The organism is Streptomyces cahuitamycinicus, from assembly GCF_002891435.1.
Classification (GTDB): Bacteria; Actinomycetota; Actinomycetes; order Streptomycetales; family Streptomycetaceae; genus Streptomyces; species Streptomyces cahuitamycinicus.
Genome location: NZ_POUC01000141.1, coordinates 1 through 17,919 on the forward strand (window position 1 = coordinate 1; position 17,919 = coordinate 17,919).

At 71.7% G+C, this 17,919-nt stretch carries 16 protein-coding genes; 7 read left to right on the forward strand and 9 right to left on the reverse strand.

Annotation, left to right across the window (positions count from 1 at the left end; genetic code table 11):
* Positions 1–541 precede the first annotated feature (541 nt).
* Positions 542–1,375, reverse strand: a complete 834-nt coding sequence (locus tag C1J00_RS20025) for a PIG-L family deacetylase (protein WP_102910440.1) — start codon at positions 1,373–1,375, stop codon at positions 542–544.
* Positions 1,376–2,302: 927 nt separating this feature from the next.
* Here C1J00_RS20025 and C1J00_RS20030 point away from each other — a divergent pair.
* Positions 2,303–3,742 (forward strand): FG-GAP repeat protein, encoded by a 1,440-nt coding sequence (locus C1J00_RS20030; protein ID WP_102910441.1) that lies wholly within the window; start codon positions 2,303–2,305, stop codon positions 3,740–3,742.
* A 245-nt stretch (positions 3,743–3,987) separates the two neighbouring features.
* On the opposite strand, the gene C1J00_RS20035 is transcribed toward C1J00_RS20030, so the two are convergent.
* Positions 3,988–4,650: a response regulator gene (locus tag C1J00_RS20035; RefSeq protein WP_102910442.1), complete on the reverse strand. Its 663-nt coding sequence runs from the start codon at positions 4,648–4,650 to the stop codon at positions 3,988–3,990.
* Positions 4,647–5,774 (reverse strand): sensor histidine kinase, encoded by a 1,128-nt coding sequence (locus C1J00_RS20040; protein ID WP_102910443.1) that lies wholly within the window; start codon positions 5,772–5,774, stop codon positions 4,647–4,649. Before C1J00_RS20040 ends, C1J00_RS20035 begins: the two co-directional genes overlap by 4 nt.
* 240 nt (positions 5,775–6,014) lie before the next feature.
* On the opposite strand from C1J00_RS20040, the gene C1J00_RS20045 reads away from it, so the two are divergent.
* Positions 6,015–6,389 (forward strand): DUF6223 family protein, encoded by a 375-nt coding sequence (locus tag C1J00_RS20045; RefSeq protein ID WP_102910444.1) that lies wholly within the window; start codon positions 6,015–6,017, stop codon positions 6,387–6,389.
* 175 nt (positions 6,390–6,564) lie between these two features.
* On the opposite strand, the gene C1J00_RS20055 is transcribed toward C1J00_RS20045, so the two are convergent.
* Both C1J00_RS20055 and C1J00_RS20060 read right to left on the reverse strand, forming a co-directional pair.
* Positions 6,565–8,325, reverse strand: coding sequence for a hydroxysqualene dehydroxylase (locus tag C1J00_RS20055; protein ID WP_102910445.1), 1,761 nt, complete (start codon positions 8,323–8,325; stop codon positions 6,565–6,567).
* Between the two features lie 250 nt (positions 8,326–8,575).
* Positions 8,576–9,025 carry a spore-associated protein gene (locus tag C1J00_RS20060; protein ID WP_102910446.1) on the reverse strand — a complete coding sequence of 150 codons (450 nt, stop codon included), beginning with the start codon at positions 9,023–9,025 and terminating at the stop codon, positions 8,576–8,578.
* Positions 9,026–9,372: 347 nt separating this feature from the next.
* Between C1J00_RS20060 and C1J00_RS20065 the strand changes: the two genes are divergently transcribed.
* The 3 genes from C1J00_RS20065 (at position 9,373) to C1J00_RS20075 (ending at position 12,850) form a co-directional block, all read left to right on the forward strand.
* Complete coding sequence (locus tag C1J00_RS20065) at positions 9,373–10,296, forward strand: SCO2400 family protein (RefSeq protein WP_102910447.1); 924 nt, start codon at positions 9,373–9,375, stop codon at positions 10,294–10,296.
* Between the two features lie 203 nt (positions 10,297–10,499).
* The gene (locus C1J00_RS20070; protein ID WP_102910448.1) at positions 10,500–11,297 is read left to right on the forward strand and encodes a serine/threonine protein kinase; all 798 of its coding nucleotides are present in this window, start codon (positions 10,500–10,502) and stop codon (positions 11,295–11,297) included.
* Positions 11,294–12,850 carry a serine/threonine-protein kinase gene (locus tag C1J00_RS20075; RefSeq protein ID WP_102910449.1) on the forward strand — a complete coding sequence of 519 codons (1,557 nt, stop codon included), beginning with the start codon at positions 11,294–11,296 and terminating at the stop codon, positions 12,848–12,850. The genes C1J00_RS20070 and C1J00_RS20075 overlap by 4 nt, the downstream gene beginning before the upstream one ends.
* Before the next feature lie 63 nt (positions 12,851–12,913).
* Here the strand turns inward: C1J00_RS20075 and C1J00_RS20080 are convergent, their stop codons facing one another.
* Positions 12,914–14,098: an SH3 domain-containing protein gene (locus tag C1J00_RS20080; protein WP_102910450.1), complete on the reverse strand. Its 1,185-nt coding sequence runs from the start codon at positions 14,096–14,098 to the stop codon at positions 12,914–12,916.
* 263 nt (positions 14,099–14,361) lie between these two features.
* On the opposite strand from C1J00_RS20080, the gene C1J00_RS20085 reads away from it, so the two are divergent.
* Positions 14,362–14,811 (forward strand): hypothetical protein, encoded by a 450-nt coding sequence (locus C1J00_RS20085; RefSeq protein WP_102910451.1) that lies wholly within the window; start codon positions 14,362–14,364, stop codon positions 14,809–14,811.
* 77 nt (positions 14,812–14,888) lie between these two features.
* Here C1J00_RS20085 and C1J00_RS20090 read toward each other — a convergent pair whose 3' ends face one another.
* Complete coding sequence (locus tag C1J00_RS20090; protein ID WP_102910452.1) at positions 14,889–15,266, reverse strand: peptidase M23; 378 nt, start codon at positions 15,264–15,266, stop codon at positions 14,889–14,891.
* 256 nt (positions 15,267–15,522) lie between these two features.
* On the opposite strand from C1J00_RS20090, the gene C1J00_RS20095 reads away from it, so the two are divergent.
* Positions 15,523–15,951, forward strand: a complete 429-nt coding sequence (locus C1J00_RS20095) for a VOC family protein (RefSeq protein ID WP_102910453.1) — start codon at positions 15,523–15,525, stop codon at positions 15,949–15,951.
* A gap of 60 nt (positions 15,952–16,011) precedes the next feature.
* On the opposite strand, the gene C1J00_RS20100 is transcribed toward C1J00_RS20095, so the two are convergent.
* Together C1J00_RS20100 and C1J00_RS20105 are read right to left on the reverse strand one after the other, a co-directional pair.
* Positions 16,012–17,271, reverse strand: coding sequence for an MFS transporter (locus C1J00_RS20100; protein WP_102910454.1), 1,260 nt, complete (start codon positions 17,269–17,271; stop codon positions 16,012–16,014).
* 141 nt (positions 17,272–17,412) lie between these two features.
* The gene (locus C1J00_RS20105; RefSeq protein WP_062930586.1) at positions 17,413–17,865 is read right to left on the reverse strand and encodes a YbhB/YbcL family Raf kinase inhibitor-like protein; all 453 of its coding nucleotides are present in this window, start codon (positions 17,863–17,865) and stop codon (positions 17,413–17,415) included.
* Between the last annotated feature and the right edge of the window lie 54 nt (positions 17,866–17,919).

Here is a 17,919-nt window from a genome sequence, read left to right on the forward strand (position 1 = left end):
CGCCCGGGCCGCGGCCCGAGCAGCCCGCTCTTCGCTTCGACGCCCTGCCCTGACTCCGCATCGAACCCCCCGGCGCCGGGAACGCCAGCCCCGGATGGCAGTCACCACACGACGTCGTCCGAGTACTCGACGCCAGGAGGCCGCGCGGAGGCGAGCCACAGAATGAGGCTGGCCTGGACTCTTCTGAACTGCGCCCGGCATGGCCGGGGCGGCCCAGGCTGAGCTGCCGCGCCCCGGTCACGCTGCGAAAGCAGGTGGTGCAGGCCGAAGGCGCCGGGGCACAAGAACCCGGGCCAATACCCCGGCCCGGCACAGGACCGGGGTCGCGAGCAACACGGGCCGGCCCTGGCCCGTGACGGTGTGTCAGTCGTGGCAGCGCCGGATGTCTCCACCGCAGGTCCACCAGCAGAAGAATCCGAACAGGATCCCCGCCACGGCTATGAAAGCGGCGACCCGTCCGACGAGGCCGAGGGACTCCTCCGCGCTCGATCGCGTTGTGCGGCTGGTGGGCTTCCCAGCCCGGCCGGTGGGACTGGGCGGATCAGCGCAGTCCGGCGAAGAGATCGGTTTCGGGTACGGCCGCGCCGGTGGCGTCCTGGACACGTACGAAGGTCTCCATGCCCATCAGCTCGCCGAACCTCTTCTTGCCCATCCTGAGGAAGAAGATGTTCTCGCCCTGGCTGGCGTGCGCGGCCAACGCGTCGAACTTCTGGCCGCTGAACGCGGTGGTGTCCACCCACGTGGTGATCTCATCGTCGGGGAGGCCGATCTCGGCCATCGCGGCGGCCTCGGCAGGATCCGGCTCCGGCATGTCCTCACCGAACTCGCGCATGATCTCGCCGAACCGCTGCATCATCGAGCGGGGCATCGTGGTCCAGTACACCTTCGGTGTCAGCGCGGTCATTTCCAGCGCCGCCATCGTGATGCGGTGGGCCTGGATGTGGTCGGGGTGACCGTAGAAGCCGTTCTCGTCGTAGGTGACGACCACATCAGGTCGGTAGTGCCGCATGAGTTCCGCAAGTCTGGCCGCGCCTTCCGGCACTGGGGTCTGCCAGAAGGATCCGGGGGCGTCGTTGCTCGGCCAGCCCGCCATCCCGGAGTCGGCATAATCCAGCATCTCCAGATCGCCGACCTTCAGGACGTCACAGCTCGCCTCGAGTTCTCGACGGCGCATCTTGGCGACCGCCGCCGGATCGTGCCCGGGATCACCCGGCTTGACACCGCCCGGTCCGTCACCGCAACCGCCGTCGGTACACGTCACGAGAACTGTGCGGATGCCTTCCGCCGCGTACCGGGCGAGGACCCCTCCGGTTCCGGTTGCCTCATCATCGGGGTGGGCATGTACGGCCATGAGCGTCAAGGGCCGGTCAGTCATGAAACGTCCTCCTGCAGAAATACGTCCTGGTCCGAGTGCGCGGCGGGCGTACCGCGATCCCGGGGCCCGGATCCTGGTGGGGCCGACGTCCTTGGTCTCCGTGTTCCCCGCTCGTGCGGCGCCGGTCCCTCGGTCGGTGTAACCGTGCGGGGCGGGCCGGCTGTTCCCGGCGTGGCCGCCTGCCTGTGATCAACGGCCGGCCTGTGCAGCGACTCGCGGTCGGTGTCGGCCAGGTACTCACTCGCCATTGCTCTCTGCCACCAGGTGACTCCTCCCCGTTGTGAGGGCCAGGGTAGAGGAGCCGTCGGCTGAACGCCCACGAAGGGTTGCCGAACGTGTCCGAACACCCTCGGGCGTTCAGCACCCGCAGCATCTGAACAACTGACCACGCTGACCCCACCCCGCCACCACGGTAGAGCGCACACCGACGATGTACTCGAGCGGGCGCCGGCTGAACGGGCAGGTCGAGGAGGACGGTCAGCGCTCCGTCGGGACCACCGGCGGCGCTTCTCGGCGGAGCGCGTTCCACTGTCGGACCCTTGTCCTACCCCCCATGCTGAACTGTGGAGGTGACCGTCAACTCGCTGGTAATATACGCTCACTTGGGCGAGAACAGGTCGCTTTGCGGGAGGGGACCAACACGTTGGCGCAGCCGCCGTGTCGCGCAGCCGACTGGCCGCCGGCGTCGTCGCGGTACCTGGGCGGCAGGCGCAGAGTTGTTCGCCCGCCCAACCGGCCCTCGCACCCCACTCGTCGGCGGCATCACCGACGATTGAAGAGCGGACTTGATCTCCCAAAGGCCGACGGCAGTACTCGGGTACGGGACAGGTCGCCTTGTCCTGACCTGTATCGCACCTTTCCATGCCTAGACGATTTTCCAGTTGCCGTCCGTGCGTCGACGGCAGCCCTGACGTGGGAGAGACTCAGATGACCAAGACAGACGGCGGCGGCAGATCTCGGGCCGTCGCCACTGTTGTGCTCGCCGGGCTGCTCGGCAGCGTGCCGGTCCCGAGCGCGCACGCCGCCGGGGACACCGTCCCTGCGGACTTCAATGGCGACGGCTACCGCGACGTCGTACTGCGGGTGCCCGCCGCCGACATCGCCGGACGCGAGGACGCGGGCGCCGTGATCGTCCTGTACGGCTCCGCCTCCGGGCTCTCGCCGAAGTCCCGCGCCCTGATCACCCAGAACTCCCCCGGCGTCCCCGGAAGCGCCGAGCGGGGCGACTACTTCGGTGCCTCCACCGCCTCTGCCGACCTCGACCGGGACGGATACACCGACCTGGTCGTCGGCGCGCCCTACGAGGACCTCGACCAGGGTGAGGACAAGGGCATGGTCACGGTCCTGTGGGGCAGCCGATCGGGCCTGGTGTCCGGGCGGACTCTGCCGACGTCCGGCAGCCCCGAGGACTTCGACCGCATCGGCCGGGACGTGGCCGCCGCGGGCAAGGGAATCTCGTCCACCAGCCTGGTGACGGTCGGAGGCTGGAACTACACCCAGACCTTCCGGGGCCCCTTCACCCGATCGAATGGGCCCGCCTCCGCGGGAATGGGACTCGGCGAGTGGTTCGGCTCCGTCGCCGCCGGCGACCTCGACCGCGACGGGCGCGCCGACACGGTGGCGGTGACGGGGCGGGCCGGCGGGTACACCGGCGGCCGGATTCACGTCAACGCCGAAAACCAACCGCAGTGGAGCGTCCCACTGACCCACGGCGACGCCCTGGTGGCCACCGTCGGCGACGTCAACGGCGACGGATACGGCGACATCGTCGCCGGTGACCCCGACGAGCCCCGACAGCGCGGCGTCGACGGAGAGCACGGCGGGCGCATCCTCATCTGGTACGGCAGTTCGGCAGGGATACCGACCGACGCCACGCCCGTCGCGATTTCCCAGGACACCACCGGCGTCCCCGGATCCGGGGAAAAGGGCGACAAGTTCGGCGCATCGGTCGTGGTCGCGGACTTCAACCGCGACGGCGTCGGCGACATCACGGTGGGCGCGCCCGGCGAGAAACTCGGCACCATCGCCGGCGCCGGCATGGTGACGGTCATCCCCGGCAAACGGACCGGCACCCCGGGCTCCGGCGCCTACTCCTACACCCAGGACACCACCGGCGTTCCCGGCGGCAGCGAGAGCGGCGACCACTTCGGCACCACCATCTCGGCCGGTGACGTGAACCGCGACGGGCGCCCCGAACTCACCGTCACCGCGCACGGCGAGAACAACTACGCCGGCGCCGCGTGGGTCCTGCCCGGAGGAACCACCCGGCCCACCGCAACCGGCAGCAAGATGTTCACCACCTCACAGCTCGGCCTTCCCGCCTCCGGATGGCAGCTCCTCGGCGGCGACAGCCTCCCCCTGCTGTGACCACATGACGCAGGACGGCCCGGCCCCGGGGCCGGGCCGCATACCGGACACCCCGCGAACCCCTGACGTCGAGCGAGCACCTTGGCACCATCACACGCGGCCGCGCGGCGTCACCATCGCGTTCGATGCCCATTTCTGCAGGTGCCCGACAGCCACAACCGGTCGGCTCCAGCCGCTGAGGAAACGCCGGACGCGGCTGTTGATCCTGCGGTTCCGGCTGAGTTGCGGAAGGGCGCAGCCGCCCCTCAGGAGTTGCGCGGGGCCACCAGGCCGGATTGATAGGCAAGGACCACGAGCTGGGCGCGATCACGCGCATGGAGCTTGGCCATGGCCCGGTTGATGTGGGTCTTGGCGGTCAACGGGCTGATGACCAGGCGGTCGGCGATCTCGTCGTTGGACAGGCCCTGTGCGGCCAGGGCGACGGCCTCGCGTTCCCGGCTGGTCAGCCCCTCCAGCCCGCTGCCGGCGCGGATGAGGGGCGGCTGGGTGACGTACCGGTCGATGAGCTTGCGGGTGATCGCGGGCGCGAGCAGGGCGTCGCCGCGGGCGGCGACACGTACGGCGTGCAGGAAGTCCTCCGGCACGATGTCCTTGACGAGGAACCCGGCGGCGCCGGCGCGCAGCGCGTCGAAGACGTACTCGTCCATGCCGTAATTGGTCAGCACGACGACGTGTACGCCGGCCAGGGCCGGGTCCGCGGCGATGCGCCGGGTCGCTTCGATCCCGTCCATGACGGGCATCTGGATGTCGATGAGCACGACGTCGGGCAGCTGCTCCTTGATGAGCGCCAGGCCCTCTCGTCCGTCGGCGGCCTCGGCCACGACCTCGATGTCGTCTTCGAGGTCGAGCAGCGCGCGGAAGCCGCTGCGGATGAGCGGCTGGTCGTCGACCAGCAGGACCCGGATCACGACGCTCCGTTCGTGGGGAGTTCGGCCTGGACGGTGAAGCCGCCGGCGCTGCGCGGCCCGGTGCGCAATCGGCCGCCCAGGGCCGTGACGCGTTCGCGCATGCCGAGCAGCCCGAGGCCGGGCGTCGGCGCGGGGAGCGGGGTGGCCTTTCCGTTGTCGTCGACCCGGATGGCGAGGGCGTCCGGCCGGTATTCGATGAGCACCGAGGCAGTGGTCGCGGCGGCGTGCCGGGCGACGTTGGTGAGCGACTCCTGAACGATCCGGTAAGCGGTACGGCCCACTGCGGCCGGCACGGCGTGCGGATGTCCTTCGGTCGTCAGCGTCGTCTCGAGGCCGGTTGTCCGAAACCCCTTCACCAGGTTCGAGATGTGGTCGAGTCCGTGCGGCGGGGTGGTGTCGTCGTCGCGCAGCGCCTCAAGGGTCGCGCGCAGTTCCCGGCTCGCCTCCCGGCCGGCTTCCTGGATCGCCAGCAGGGCCTCTGGCACCCGCTCGCCGCGGCGCCGGGCCACATGGACGGCGACCTCGGACTGCACCTTGATGACCGAGATCTGGTGGGTGAGCGAGTCGTGCAGCTCCCGCGCGATGCGCAGCCGCTCCTCGTCGGCCCGGTGCCTGGCGGCCTCCTCGCGGGTGCGCTCGGCCTCGTCCGCCCGCCGTTCGGCCTGCCGCACCGCCTCCCCCGCGGCGAAGGCGGCGATCAGCCAGGCGATCTCCAGGGTGTTGCGGGCCTGCGCCACGACCTCGCGCGCGGGCCCGTCGTGGAAGACCAGGGCGGTGAGGTGGAGCACGGCCACCAGGCCCACGGACGCGACCACCGCGACGGCGCGGTGTCCGGCACGTACCGCGCCGTAGACGGCGACCAGGTAGGAGACGGCGAGCACCTCGAACCCGGCCGCCAGGCAGCCCACCGCGGCCAGCCCGGTGACGGCCAGGACCACGAGCGGTGCCCGGCGGCGCGCGGCCAGCGCCAGCCCGCCGGCCGCCAGCAGCACGCAGCCGAGCAACCCGCGGCTCCCGGCCGGGAGTTGCCCGGACAGCCCGGTGCCCAACAGCAGCGTCGCCACGCCGACCGCTACCGCCCAGTCGGTGACCGGGGCCGGGAGAACGAACCGTCCTGTGTCCATGGGTGCACGGTAACCGGGTGCGGTCGTGGGCGAGTCCGGCTCCTGGACGAGCGATCGGCTACCGCGTATGCGGTACCGGCGCGCCGCCTGCCGCATCCGCGGTATCCGGATGCCGCGGATGCGGCAGACGAAAGTGCCCGCGTCCGCTGGACGATCGGCACGGGCCCGGCGCGCATGCTCAAGACGCATCGAAAGACGCATCGAACCTCGCAGTCAGCGACGGAGAAGGAGGAGAGCGGCATGAGTGCTTCAGCAGTGCTGATGGTGGCCGCCGAGGGCGGGATCATCGGCGACGGACGGACCGGGGCCAACCTGGCTCTGGCGGTAGGGCTGCTCGGCCTGGCTGTCGGCTGGCTGGCCCTGGCCCGCGCCGGCGGCCGGATCAGCATCGGCAACGCGCGCACCGGCGGGATGTGGGCCATCGCGGTGGGTCTGGCCGGCACGGCCCTCGCGGTGCTGCACCTGGCCACCTCCAGCGGCGGTCCCGGCACCGGCAACGGGCTCGTCGGCGCCATCGTCGCCCTCCCGCTGGGGCTGGGCGCCGCGCTCCTCGGCCGCCGGGCACTGACCCGCTCCCGCGGCGCCGGCCGGCCGATCGATCGGATGACCGTCTGACCGCCACCGGGGCACGGCGTGCGTGCGGCCACCGCGCGCCGGACCCCGCAGAACCGACCATGTGCAGCTCGCCAGTCGGCCTTGCTCGGTGAGGGCGCGCAGGGTGCCTGCGACCGCGGGGTGGCTCTCCGCGCCGCTGTGCTTCCAGGCCTCGCCCAGCTCGGGGAAGCGGGACTCAGCCGACGTCGAAGACATTCGGCAGGCGGAGGCGGTACCGGGTGCGGTCGTGCCGCTTGAGTGCCTCCAGCTCGGGGGCCCGGTACAAGGGGGTCACGGTGCACCGCTCGGCGGTCGAGCCGGTCTGTTCCAGCAGGGCGTTGACGGCCTGCCGGGCCGAGGAGTTGGCGCCCTCCATGGTCGCGAGATCGATGGGCACGGCCACGTAGTCGCCGGCCAGGGAGAGGTTGGGGATCCTCGTGGCCGACCGCGGGCGGTGGTGGAAGGTCCCCACCGGATGGATGAGCAGTTGCTCCTCGTTGACAGGGTGCGGGGTGCCGAGTCCGTCCACGGCCGGATCGAGGAACCAGGAGTGCAGCACGGAGTCCTTGAGGACCGTACGGCCGCTGTCGTTGAGCGCCGCCTTCAGCTGCGCCCACACCTCGCGGGCCACTTCGGTACGGGTGCACTGCTTGGCCGTCCTGCCGTACAGGATGCCCGGACGGTCCCACTCGGAGACGTCCACGGACAGACAGTCCGCGACCGTCCCGTCGCCGAAGTCGGCCGGGAAGTCGTGGCCCGGCCAGTGCTGGGCCTGGGCGATCGCGGTCAGCGACCACGGGGAGTCGATGAGGTCGAGGTGGCCGTGCAGGATCGGCGTGCGTTCGGTCAGATAGAACTGGATGCCGGTCATCCAGTCCGTCTCCAGCCGGTCACACTCGGCCAGTTGGGGGTCTGCGGCGCGCACGGCGGAGTTCCATGTGCGGCGGGCGTGCTCGACCGGCATCGCCGAGATGTAGTGATCGGCGGTGACAGTACGGCGCGCGCCTCGGGGGTCCTCCACAACAGCCCCGGCGATCACACCCCCGTCCAGGGCCAGGTCCCGTACGGTCCAGCCGACGCGGAACTCGACCCCCAGTGATCCCAGGTACGTCACCCAGGGGTCGATCCAGGCCTCGTTGGTGGGGGCGTTGAGGATCCGGTCCAGTGGTCCGTCCGCGCCGCGCCCGAGGAGGTTGAAGGCGAAGGCCTCCAGCAGGGTGGCGACCGTACGGGTGCTGGCCTCCTCCGCCTTGGTGGCCACGATGTTGCGGGTGATGCCGACGGCGAGTATCCGCTGGTAGTCGTAGGACATCCGTCCGGCCCGTACGAAGTCCCACCACGGCGTCCTCTCCCATACGTCGTCGCGGCGCTCGTCGCAGCTGGTGAGGAAGACCAGGAAGCGGTTTGCGAAGTAGAGGGCCTCGTGGAGGGGGAGGTTGAAGGCCGTGTCCAGGACCGAGGTGAAGGCGCGGCGGATCTCGTCGGGGGTGAGTTCGGCCGGGGTGTCGCCGGGCCAGGGGAGCGGGATCCGGATGTCCTCCCGGCCGCCCGACCGGGCGAAGAGCATTTCCTTGGGGGCGACGAGGTTGTCGTGGACACCGCCCGGATTGCCGGGGAACGGGATGCGCCGCATGGTGTCGGGCAGGTTGTGGTAGATGCCGGGGATGAAGCGGAAGCCGTGCTCCCCCGGCAGGGGGCGGCGGCCGCCCGTGCCGCTGCCGGGTACGTCCATGCTGCGGGCCTTGCCGCCCAGTGCCTTGCGTTCGTAGACCGTCACCCCGAAGCCGCGCTCGGCGAGTTCGTGCGCGGCCGTGAGCCCGGCGACGCCGCCGCCCAGTACGGCCACGGTCTGTGCCGCCGAGCCGTTCCCGGCCGAAGCCCGCTGAGTCGTTCCGAGGGCGACCCCGCCGGCAGCCGCGGCAGTGCCCAGGAATCTTCTGCGCGTGGTGCCGCTCATCGCTTCCCCTTACCGTCGGTAACACGGGCGCACGACGATAAGGGTGAGGTGACGATCCCGGAAGGTGACCGGCGCGACTTTGGCTTGATGACGCATCACCCGGCGGCGGTGTCCCTCCCGACGCGGCCCCGCCCGGGCGGGCTGCGAACAGCGGATTGCCGAAGAAGCGGCTGCCGGGAAGGAGACCGGGCCACCACGGTCCTCCGTGACGTGCGCGTCAGGGGACGGTGATGGCCCGGCTGGAGGGGGCTCAGCGGGTGAAGGTGACCCGGTGTTCCTTCAGGGAACCGCAGTTGGAGCCGTACACCTGCACGTACGTGTTGGCGATGCTGCCGCCCCAGTCGACGCAGTGGCCCTTGCCGTAGGCGTACGTCGGTCCGGCGTACGACGTGAACAGGCCCTCGTCGTAGTGGCTCTCCTCGGTGTCCGGGACATAGATCCAGGCCGACATGTTCACGGCCTTGCCCGGGTTGTTGCGGATGGTCGCGACGCAGTTCTGGCCGTTGGAGGCGTTGTAGGTCAGGTAGACGGTCCCCAACGAGCCGACGGTCGCCGAGTTGACCGTCTTGTAGCCGCTCCCGCAGACCTTCTGCGGTGTGGTGTTGGGCGCGGCCGAGGCCGGCGACGCCAGGGCGGTCATGGTCCCCACGGACAGGGCCGCCACGGCGGACGCGGCCAGGACGGAACGGGTGAATCGCATATTTCCCCCTTGCAACTCTTCGAGGTGGTTGCTCCTGCATGGTGTGACCCGCCGGGCGTGCAAAGGGTTGTGCGTCAGTTCGCAGAAAAATTGGGGGAGTTGAGGTCGGGTGCGAGCGGAGGGCGCTGGGGGTGACCGCGGGTGCCACAGCGTTCCCAGGCTTCGTCCCTTTTACTCGCGAGTCACTTGTGGCACACGTGAGATCCAGAGGATCTGTGCAGGGGTGTCACACAGACTGCACACCACCCTTCCAAAGTCTCGTTAGCGTTACGGCTCGATCCCACGTGCGAACGTGACCAGGTCGCGGCCGGCGAGCCGCCGGAACAGCCAGATCGGGAAAAGCACACATGGACTACTGCTCGTCGTGCCGTCGCCACCTCAACGGCGCCCTGGTCTGCCCGGGGTGCGGCGCCTACGCCCCGGACATCGACCCCGGTGCCGTCGACGGCCGGCCGGGCCTGGCCCTCGCGCCCGCCACGGCCCCGGGCGCACCGGCCGCCTGGGAGTACCCGGCCGCCACCGGCACCTGGCACGACGGCACCGTCTGGGACGAGATCCCCGCGCGTTCTCAGGAGGACCCCGGCTCCGGCTCGTCCGAGGCGTACGCCCCCCCGGACACCGACACCGACTCGGCCGAGGGTTTCGAGGCCCGGCCGCAGGGGCGGGCGGCCCGGCGTCGCCAGATGGCCCGCTGGAAGAAGAACCAGCGCCGGGCCGTGGTCGCGACGGCGGTCGCGCTCGTCGGAGGCGGTCTGACCGTCGCCGCGATGAAGGGGAACGCGAAGCCCGGCGTGCAGGCGGCCACGACGCCGCAGGACACGACCATGGGCGGCTCCGTGGGCGAGGCGCCGACGTACACCGAACCGACGTCGAAGCAGGCCGAAACCCCGCGCTCCGAGTCCGCCCCCACCACGCCGTCCGGCGCCGACCGGGCGTCGCGCCACCAGCAGTCCCGGGCCGCCGACCCCCGCACCACGCCGGCCGGCCCGCGGACGGACGCGGTGGCCACGCCCCGCGAACTGCCGCTGACGACCCCGCCCCGGCGCAAGACCGTCACGGACACCGTCGACACGGCCACCGGCGACGCCGGTTCCGCCGCGTCCGCGGCCACCGAGCCGACGACGGAGCCGGCCGCCGGGTCCGGGGGCTCGGACGCGCAGCAGCCGCAGTCCCCCTCGACACCCCCGCCCGCGGCTACCGCTCCGCCCGAGACGTCTCCCTCCGACACCAAGCCCAAGGAGCTCTGCCTGCTCGTCATCTGCCTCGGCTGAGAGCACGCGGCCGCCGATAACCGGTGGCCGCGCGCGACCGCCCCGCCGAACCGGAACCGCGAGGCCCCGTACGACCGTCTCCGAACTCGTCGCGCACCGCCGGGAAACGCCCCTGAGGCGGCCCGGCCTGCTGCGCGGCAGGCGGAGGCCGACCGTACAATCCTCGCGACCAAATCGGGGGCGACATCAGCGGGGGAGTCCGCGTGGAAACGATCATCGTGCAGTTGCCCGGTCCCACACAGTGGGGTGCGCGGGAGACGGGCAGTCCCGAACTGATCCACCTGGGACCGGGGGACATCGCGGACTTCGGACGCGGCGGGACGGGAGTGCGCATCGTGCTCACCGACCCCGGGATCTCCCGCCGGGCCGGGCAACTGGAAGCAGCGGGTGACTACTGGAGGCTGTCCAACTTCAGCCGGAGCGTGTCGTACGTGGTGGAGAACCTGGAGGGGGCGGGCGAGTACCTCACCGTCGCACCCGGGCGGCTCGGGGCGCCCGTGCCCTTCGAGTTCTCCCGCGTGGTGCTGCCCGCCCTGTCCGGCACCGCCACGTTCAAGGTGTTCGCACCCCAGCACGCCTATCTCGGCGAGCAGTCCGTGCCGGGCGGCGGCGAACAGACCGTCCACCCCTTCGCCCTGGACCCGACGTCGAAGTACTTCCTCGTCCTGGTCGCCCTGTGCGAACCCCGCCTGCGCGACCCCTCCGACTCGGCGCTGCCCGGCGTCGGCCAGATCGTGGAGCGGCTGCGGCCCCTGGAGTCCTGCCGGGACCTGACCCGCTCCGCGGTCAACTACCACATCGACTACCTGGCCTTCGCCAAGCTGCGCCTGGACCTCGGCGAGGAAGCCACGACGGCGGCCGACGGCGGCCGCACCGGCGCCAAGCGCACCCGGCTCGCCTCCGTCGCCCTGCGCTTCGGTCTCGTCGGCGAGGAGCACCTCGGCCTGCTGCCGCCGCGCGGCGCGGGCCGCCCCTTCGACTCGCAGGAGGCCCGGGCATGACGACGCCCGAGGAACGGGACGACGAGCTGGAAGCGCCCCGCCCGCCCGGGCTCCCGGAGGGCTTCCGCATCGAGGGCTGGGAAGTGGGCGCGGTCATCGGCTCCGGCGGCTGGGGGACCGTGTACGAGGCCCGAACGGTCGCCGACGGCACGCCCGTCGCGGTGAAGGTGCTTCCGACCGGCGCCCTGGGGCCCGGGCAGCGTGCGGCGCTCGGTGAACTCGTGGCGCGCGAGGTCCGGTTCAGCGCGGAGGCCGACCATCCCCACCTCGTCCGCACCCACGCCGTGTGCACCGTCGAGGCACCGGGACTGCCCGCCCTGGACGGCGCGATCGCGCTGGTCATGGACCGGGCCGAGGCCAGCCTGAAGGACGTACTGGACGCCGCCGGGACGGGCGGGCCGATCGCCGACGCCGGCCGCGTGCTGCGCGGAGTCGCCGCCGGACTGGCCCACATGCACGACGCCGGATGGGTGCACGGCGACCTCAAACCCGCCAACGTGCTGCTGGGCCCGGGCGGCCGGGTGTGGCTGGCCGACTTCGGCCTGGCCACCGAACTCGACGGCACCCACGCCCACCTGCCGCCGCTCGGCACCCTCGACCACCTGCCGCCCGAGTGGTGGTCCCAGCGCACCGGCACCCAGGGCGCCGTCGTCCGGCCCACCGCCGACATCTGGGCCTTCGGCGTCCTCGCCCACCAGGTCCTCACCGGCGGGCTCCACCCCTTCCCGGGGGCGACGGCCCGGGCCCGCTCGCTCGCCGCCCAGGCCTACGCACGCGGCACCGCGCCCCTGCGGCTCGACGCCGGCCTCGACGAGGACATGCGCCGGCTGATCGCCGACTGCCTGGCCCCGGACCACGCCGCCCGTCTGCCGCACACGGCCGGCAGCGTCGCCGCCCGCGTCGAGGCCGCCACCGCCGGTCCGCACCGCCGCCGAAGACGGGTGCCCGCCGTCGCGGCCGGGCTCGTCGTCCTGACGGCCGCCGCGGTGGCCGGGGCGGCCCTGCTCGGCGGAGGCGAAGGGGGCCTCACCCGGGACGACGAACGCGACCGCGGCACCCCCACGGCCGCCGGCACGCCCAGCCCGCCGGCCGGTGAGATCCCTGAGAACTCCGACGTACCCCGGGCGCTGCGCCCCGTCATCGCCCGCGCGGCCCACCGCTGCACCGACGAGGAGATCACGCCCGCCCTGCTCGCCGCGCTGATCAAGGCGGAGAGCAACTTCGACGCCAAGGCCTCCCGCCCGGAGAGCGAGGAGTACGGCATCGCCATGTGGACGCCGTCGGTGTTCCGGGCCTGGGCGATCGACGGGGACGGTGACGGCGACAAGGACCACATGTCACCGCCGGACGCGATCTCCACCATGAGTCTGTACGTGTGCTGGCTCGACCAGCGTTTCAAGCAGGAGGGTCTGCCGAAGAAGGACCTTCCCGCGCTCGTCGCGGCCGGCTACCGCACCAGTGACCGCACGGTCATCGAGGAGCGCGGCGTGCCGGAGCGGGTGCGGCCGCACGTGGACAAGGTGCTGCGCTACCTCGCCGAGTACGAGGGCTGAGACGTACCGACGCGAGCGGTGGGCGGGGCCGCAGCCCCACCCACCGCTCGTCCCCCGTTCCCGTCACGGCCGCGGCGAGCCGCACTCCGGGACGTTCGGCAGCCGGTTGTCCGGCGAGCTGATGTAGATGTTGGAGATGTAGCCCCCGTACTGGGGCAGATAGGCCCACCAGTCGTTGGTGTAGGGCGGCACGCTGACCACCTCGCCCCGGGTCTGGCAGCCCACCAGCACCTCGACCCCGGCGGGGAGCCGGGTGATCCGCTCGTCGCCCGTGGCAGGTCCCTTGCGGACGTTGACGAGCTCTCCCCAGGTGCCGAACCAGGTACCGGAGGGCCGTACCCCGCCCGGCACGTTCAGCGAGCGGGTCAGCCGGCCGATGTCGGTGTACGCCTTGCCGTACGACGTGCCCGCCGCGTGCAGGGTCAGCACGGCCACGATCGTGCGGTCGTCCGCGCCCACCGTGCCGGTGGTGTGCAGTGCGGGGCGGATGAGGTCCACGGCGGCGGCGCCGGGAGCGGCGGCTGACTGCGCGGTCGTCGCCGAGGGGGTCGCCTGGGATCCGCACGTGCCCTTCGCGTACTTCCCGGACCAGCCCTGCTTCACCGCCCAGGGCCGGTCGAACGACCCCGCGACACCGAAGTGCTGATCGAAGTGGTCGGTGGCGGAGCAACGGGTGGAGCGGCGCAGGTTGTCCATGATGAAGGTGCGAACGGGCGCGGGTGCCTTCTCCAGGATGTACCGGTAGACGGCCACCGTGTCCCGGGCGGACATGGCCGTGTAGCCCCAGAAGCCCGCGTACTCGGTGGGCGGTGCCGCCGTGTCGCGCAGACCGACCTCGGGCCGGTCGAGCATCCGCTTGATGATCGCCGGGCCGCCGTACGTCGACCAGTAGTGGTTCGCGGCGTCGTCGTCGCTGCCGCGCAGCATGGGCTCGAGCCGGGCGCGGTCGGCCGCGGGGATGACGTAGTCGGGCCCGCGATTCCACAGGAAGTCCAGCGCCAGCAGGAGTTTGACGACCGACGCGGACCGGAACCGCGCGCTGTCGTCGACACGTTCGGTGAACGTGCCGGTCTGGCGGTCGAAGACGGCGACGCCGGCGGTGACACCGGGCGGGATCCGGGCGGCTGCTGAGCTCTGGACGGTCCCGGCCGCCCTTTCCGTCAGGGGCTGTGCCGCGGCACCGCTCGTGAGTGACGCGACCGTGACGACGGCCGCGAGCGCGGCGGCGCCGCGCAGGAGCATGCGCATGGTTGCCCTTCCTGGATCGCCCGGTTGTCCGGCGGGACCTCGGCCCGCGGCGCCACGATAGGAGCCCTGTCGGAGCGGGCGCTCCTGACGGATGTCAGGGCTGCGGCCGAGCGGGTGACCTGAGGCTTCGACCCTGATAGGTGTCAGGTGTCGGCGGTGCGGTGACGCCCCGTACGGTCACGGCAGCGAGCGACGGCCGGCCCGGGGGGCCGGCCGCCGTGCTCGACCTGACCACCCCACGGCAACGAAACGAAAGAGGGCTCATGAGCCGCCGATCACTCACGACACTGCTGGCCGCCGGGGGCACCGCCGCGGCGATGGCACTCCTTCCGACCGCCGCCCAGGCCCAGGCGTTCTCGGGCGGCAACTACGGCCTCTACGGCATGGAGGGGCAGTACCCCACCACCTCGTTCTGCTCGGGTACGTTCCGGCAGATCGGGCCCACCAAGCACGCCGAGGGCATGGCCCTGAAGTACTTCTACTCCGACAAGTGCGGCTCGTTCGCCCGGATCGAGAACTCCCGGCCCGGCTGTGCGGCCGTACTGCAGCGTTCCAACAACAGCACGGGCCGGAACGACGGCTGGGTCTCCGAGACCGTGGACTCCGGCATCAACTACGCCTACACGCAGATGGGTAACAACCTCAACGGCCGGGTCTCGCGCGCCCTGCTCTCGTGCGACGGCCACGACCTGGTGAACACCGCCTGGTACTGACCCCGGCACGCCACACGCCCGCGGCGGACCACCGATCTCGCGGTGGTCCGCCGCAGGCGCGTTCAGGCGACGGTGCGTCAGCAGTCCGGGACTCCCGCGATCTTCTGGCCGCCGCGGATGTACAGGTTGTTCAGCCAGGCGATGTCGCTGCCCGAGAACTCCATGACGGCGGTCCACCAGTTGTTGGTGCCCACGGCCGGGTCGTGCACGGTCTGGCCCTGCTTCTGGCAGAGGGCGTCCCCCCACCACTGCGAACGGACCGCGAGCCGCGGCGACGCGGTGGTCGGCTGCTGACGCAGGTTGACGTCGATGGCCCAGATGTAGACGTCGGTGAGGGTCGGGTCGCCGTTGCCGGCCGTGGCGGCCGGGGCCGCCTGCGCCGAGGTCGCGAGGCCGCCGACGGCGAGCGCGGTCACGGCGAGGCCCATGGCCGCACGGCTGATCAGTCGCTGCATGTGTCTGTCCCCCGAAGGACGAAGGTGAATGGTCTCCAGAACCGTAGGGGGAGCACGGGCCACACGGTCCTGACAACTGTCAGGACCGGCTGCGACACCAGGGGCGGGCGGGGCCGTCCCGGCCTCGAATACGGCCGAAAACCGCTCGACGACCGCGGCGGGCCCTGTCTACGATCCACCGCGCGGCATCGCGTGCCGGTCACCGTCCGGGTGAGGCATGGAGGCGCCGCGGAGATGCCCGTGGAGGCATTCAACCGTGTCAGTCGAGTTCAATCACACCATCGTCCTGTCCCGTGACGGGGAGAAGTCCGCTCACTTCCTCGCGGAGATCCTGGGACTGGAGGTCGGGGCACCGACCGGCGTGTTCCTGCCCGTGACGACCGCCAACGGCGTCACGCTGGACTTCCTCACCATCGACGCCGACATCCCCCTGCAGCACTACGCGTTCCTCGTCTCCGAGGACGAGTTCGACGACGCGCTGGACCGTCTCGTCAAGGCCCGCGTCCCCATCCAGGCCGACCCGCACGGCAACCACCCCCGCCGCATCAACCGCAACGACGGCGGCCGGGGCGTCTACTTCCTCGACCCGGCGGGCCACGGCCTGGAGATTCTCACCCGCCCATACGGGACGGACCCGGCCTCCGAGTTGAACGGGGTCACCGAGGACGTGCCCGGGGCGGTCTGACCCACCCCACGGGGCGGTCACCCGGCACCCGGGGCGGTCTGACCCGGCCCCCGGATCCGGTCAGCCACCGTCCGATCGCACTGCCACGGAGGCCGGTTCACCGCCGGTCTCCGTGGCGTGGTCCCGGCGGGGGAGCAGCAGCGGCGTGACGAGGAGCAGGGCTCCGGCCAGCGCGATGGCCGTGCGGGGGCCGGTCATGGCGGCCAGTACGCCCCACAGTGCGGTCATCGTCGCGGTGGTGGCCTTGCCGGTGGCCGACCAGGCGGACAGGGTGCGGGTGACCCGGCCCGTGGGGGTGCGGTCGAGGCGGTGTGTGGCGAGGACCGGGTTGTAGACCGCGCAGCAGGTGATCAGGCCGAACTCGACCACCATGACCAGGGCCAGGCCGGGCGTGCCGGGGCCGGTGAAGACCAGGCCGATCGGCCAGCAGGCCCGCAGCGCCCCCGCCGTGACCAGGACCCGGTGCCGGCCGTGGCGGGCGACGAGGCGTGGGGCCAGTCGGGAGCCGAGCAGGCCGCCGGTGCAGGGCAGCGCGAAGGCAAGGGCGTACTGCCAGGGAGCGAAGTGCAGGTCGTCGACCATCAGGATCAGCAGCGGCGGAGACGCCGCCATGATCAGGGAGTTGACCAGGAGCGTGTTGAAGAACAGCGGGCGCAGTGCCGGATCGGCCAGGATGTGGCGCCAGCCCTCCAGCAGGTCGCGGGCCCGGGTCACCGCGGGTTCCGGTCGTGCCGGGCGCTGCTCGGCGTCGCCGATCGCCCGGATGCCGGCAGCCGAGAGCAGATAACTCACCGCGTCGGCCACCACCGTCGTCACCGGACCGAACAGGCCGATCGCGGCCCCGCCCAGCGGCGGACCGACCATGCTGGCGGTCCAGGTCGTCGCCTCGAACCGTCCGTTCGCCACGAGCAGGTCCTGCCGCGGCAGGAGGTCCTTCAGGAACGCCCCGGCCGCCGCGCCGAAGGTGATGTCGGCCGCCGCGACGGCCACCGACACCAGCAGCAACTGGCCGAAGCTCAGCCGGCCGAGCGCGAACGCCACGGGGATGCTCAGCAGCACCACGCACCGGACCAGGTCCGTCGCCATCATCACCGGCCGTTTGCGCCGGACTTCCACCCACGGCCCGAGGGGCACCGACACCGCCGCGCCGACCGCCGGTCCGACCGCGGCCAGCAGCGACACCTGCGCCGGCCCGGCGTCCAGGGCCAGGACCGCGATCAGGGCGAACGCGTCGAACGCGAGCCATGTGCCGGCCGTACTGACCGCGTACGCACCCCACAGCCACCCGAACCGCCGCCCCAGCGACCGTCTGCCCGCCATACCCGGCGCACTCCCCGCTCTCCCGGACAACCCGGTGTTGTCCGGGAGTCATCCAAGCGAGAAGCACGCAGGCCGGGCAAACAACCGTCCAGCCCCCTTCCACAACCAACCGTTGTAGTGCGGGCGAGGCGGGGTGAAGGCTCAGCGCTGGTACAGCCCCACCAGCGTCCCGTCCGCGAGGCGGTGTTTCTCGACCTCCTCGTGCACCTGGTCCGCGCGCGGCGCGTCGGGCAGGACGCACGGCTCGGACAGGGCGTAGAGCCGGAAGAAGTAGTGGTGGGCGTCGTCCCCCGGTGGCGGATGGGGGCCGCCCCAGCCGTGCTGCCCGTAGCCGTTGACGAGTTCCGTGCCGCCCGGTGGGCTCTGCCCGGCCTCGACGCCGTCACTGTGCGGGTCGATGCCGACCACGACCCAGTGCGCGAAGGTGCCCGACGGGGCGTCGGGATCCTCGCACAGCAGGACCAGTTCGGCCGCGTCGTCCGGCACACCGCTCCAGGTCAGCGGCGGAGAGACGTTCGGTCCCTCGTACGCGTGCCGGCGCGCGATGAAGGAGTGGTCGTTGAACGCGTTGCTGCTGAGTTCGATGCCGGTCATGTGCCGCGGGGTACCCCCTGTTTCTTATACACATCTGACGCTGCCGACAAACTC

Coding starts and splice junctions, on each gene's coding strand:
- C1J00_RS20025 (WP_102910440.1), bottom strand. CDS start 1,375: ATGACTGACCGGCCCTTGACGCTCATGGCCGTACATGCCCACCCCGAT.
- C1J00_RS20030 (WP_102910441.1), top strand. CDS start 2,303: ATGACCAAGACAGACGGCGGCGGCAGATCTCGGGCCGTCGCCACTGTT.
- C1J00_RS20040 (WP_102910443.1), bottom strand. CDS start 5,774: ATGGACACAGGACGGTTCGTTCTCCCGGCCCCGGTCACCGACTGGGCG.
- C1J00_RS20090 (WP_102910452.1), bottom strand. CDS start 15,266: ATGCAGCGACTGATCAGCCGTGCGGCCATGGGCCTCGCCGTGACCGCG.
- C1J00_RS20065 (WP_102910447.1), top strand. CDS start 9,373: ATGGACTACTGCTCGTCGTGCCGTCGCCACCTCAACGGCGCCCTGGTC.
- C1J00_RS20075 (WP_102910449.1), top strand. CDS start 11,294: ATGACGACGCCCGAGGAACGGGACGACGAGCTGGAAGCGCCCCGCCCG.
- C1J00_RS20080 (WP_102910450.1), bottom strand. CDS start 14,098: ATGCGCATGCTCCTGCGCGGCGCCGCCGCGCTCGCGGCCGTCGTCACG.
- C1J00_RS20060 (WP_102910446.1), bottom strand. CDS start 9,025: ATGCGATTCACCCGTTCCGTCCTGGCCGCGTCCGCCGTGGCGGCCCTG.
- C1J00_RS20045 (WP_102910444.1), top strand. CDS start 6,015: ATGAGTGCTTCAGCAGTGCTGATGGTGGCCGCCGAGGGCGGGATCATC.
- C1J00_RS20085 (WP_102910451.1), top strand. CDS start 14,362: ATGAGCCGCCGATCACTCACGACACTGCTGGCCGCCGGGGGCACCGCC.
- C1J00_RS20055 (WP_102910445.1), bottom strand. CDS start 8,325: ATGAGCGGCACCACGCGCAGAAGATTCCTGGGCACTGCCGCGGCTGCC.
- C1J00_RS20100 (WP_102910454.1), bottom strand. CDS start 17,271: ATGGCGGGCAGACGGTCGCTGGGGCGGCGGTTCGGGTGGCTGTGGGGT.
- C1J00_RS20105 (WP_062930586.1), bottom strand. CDS start 17,865: ATGACCGGCATCGAACTCAGCAGCAACGCGTTCAACGACCACTCCTTC.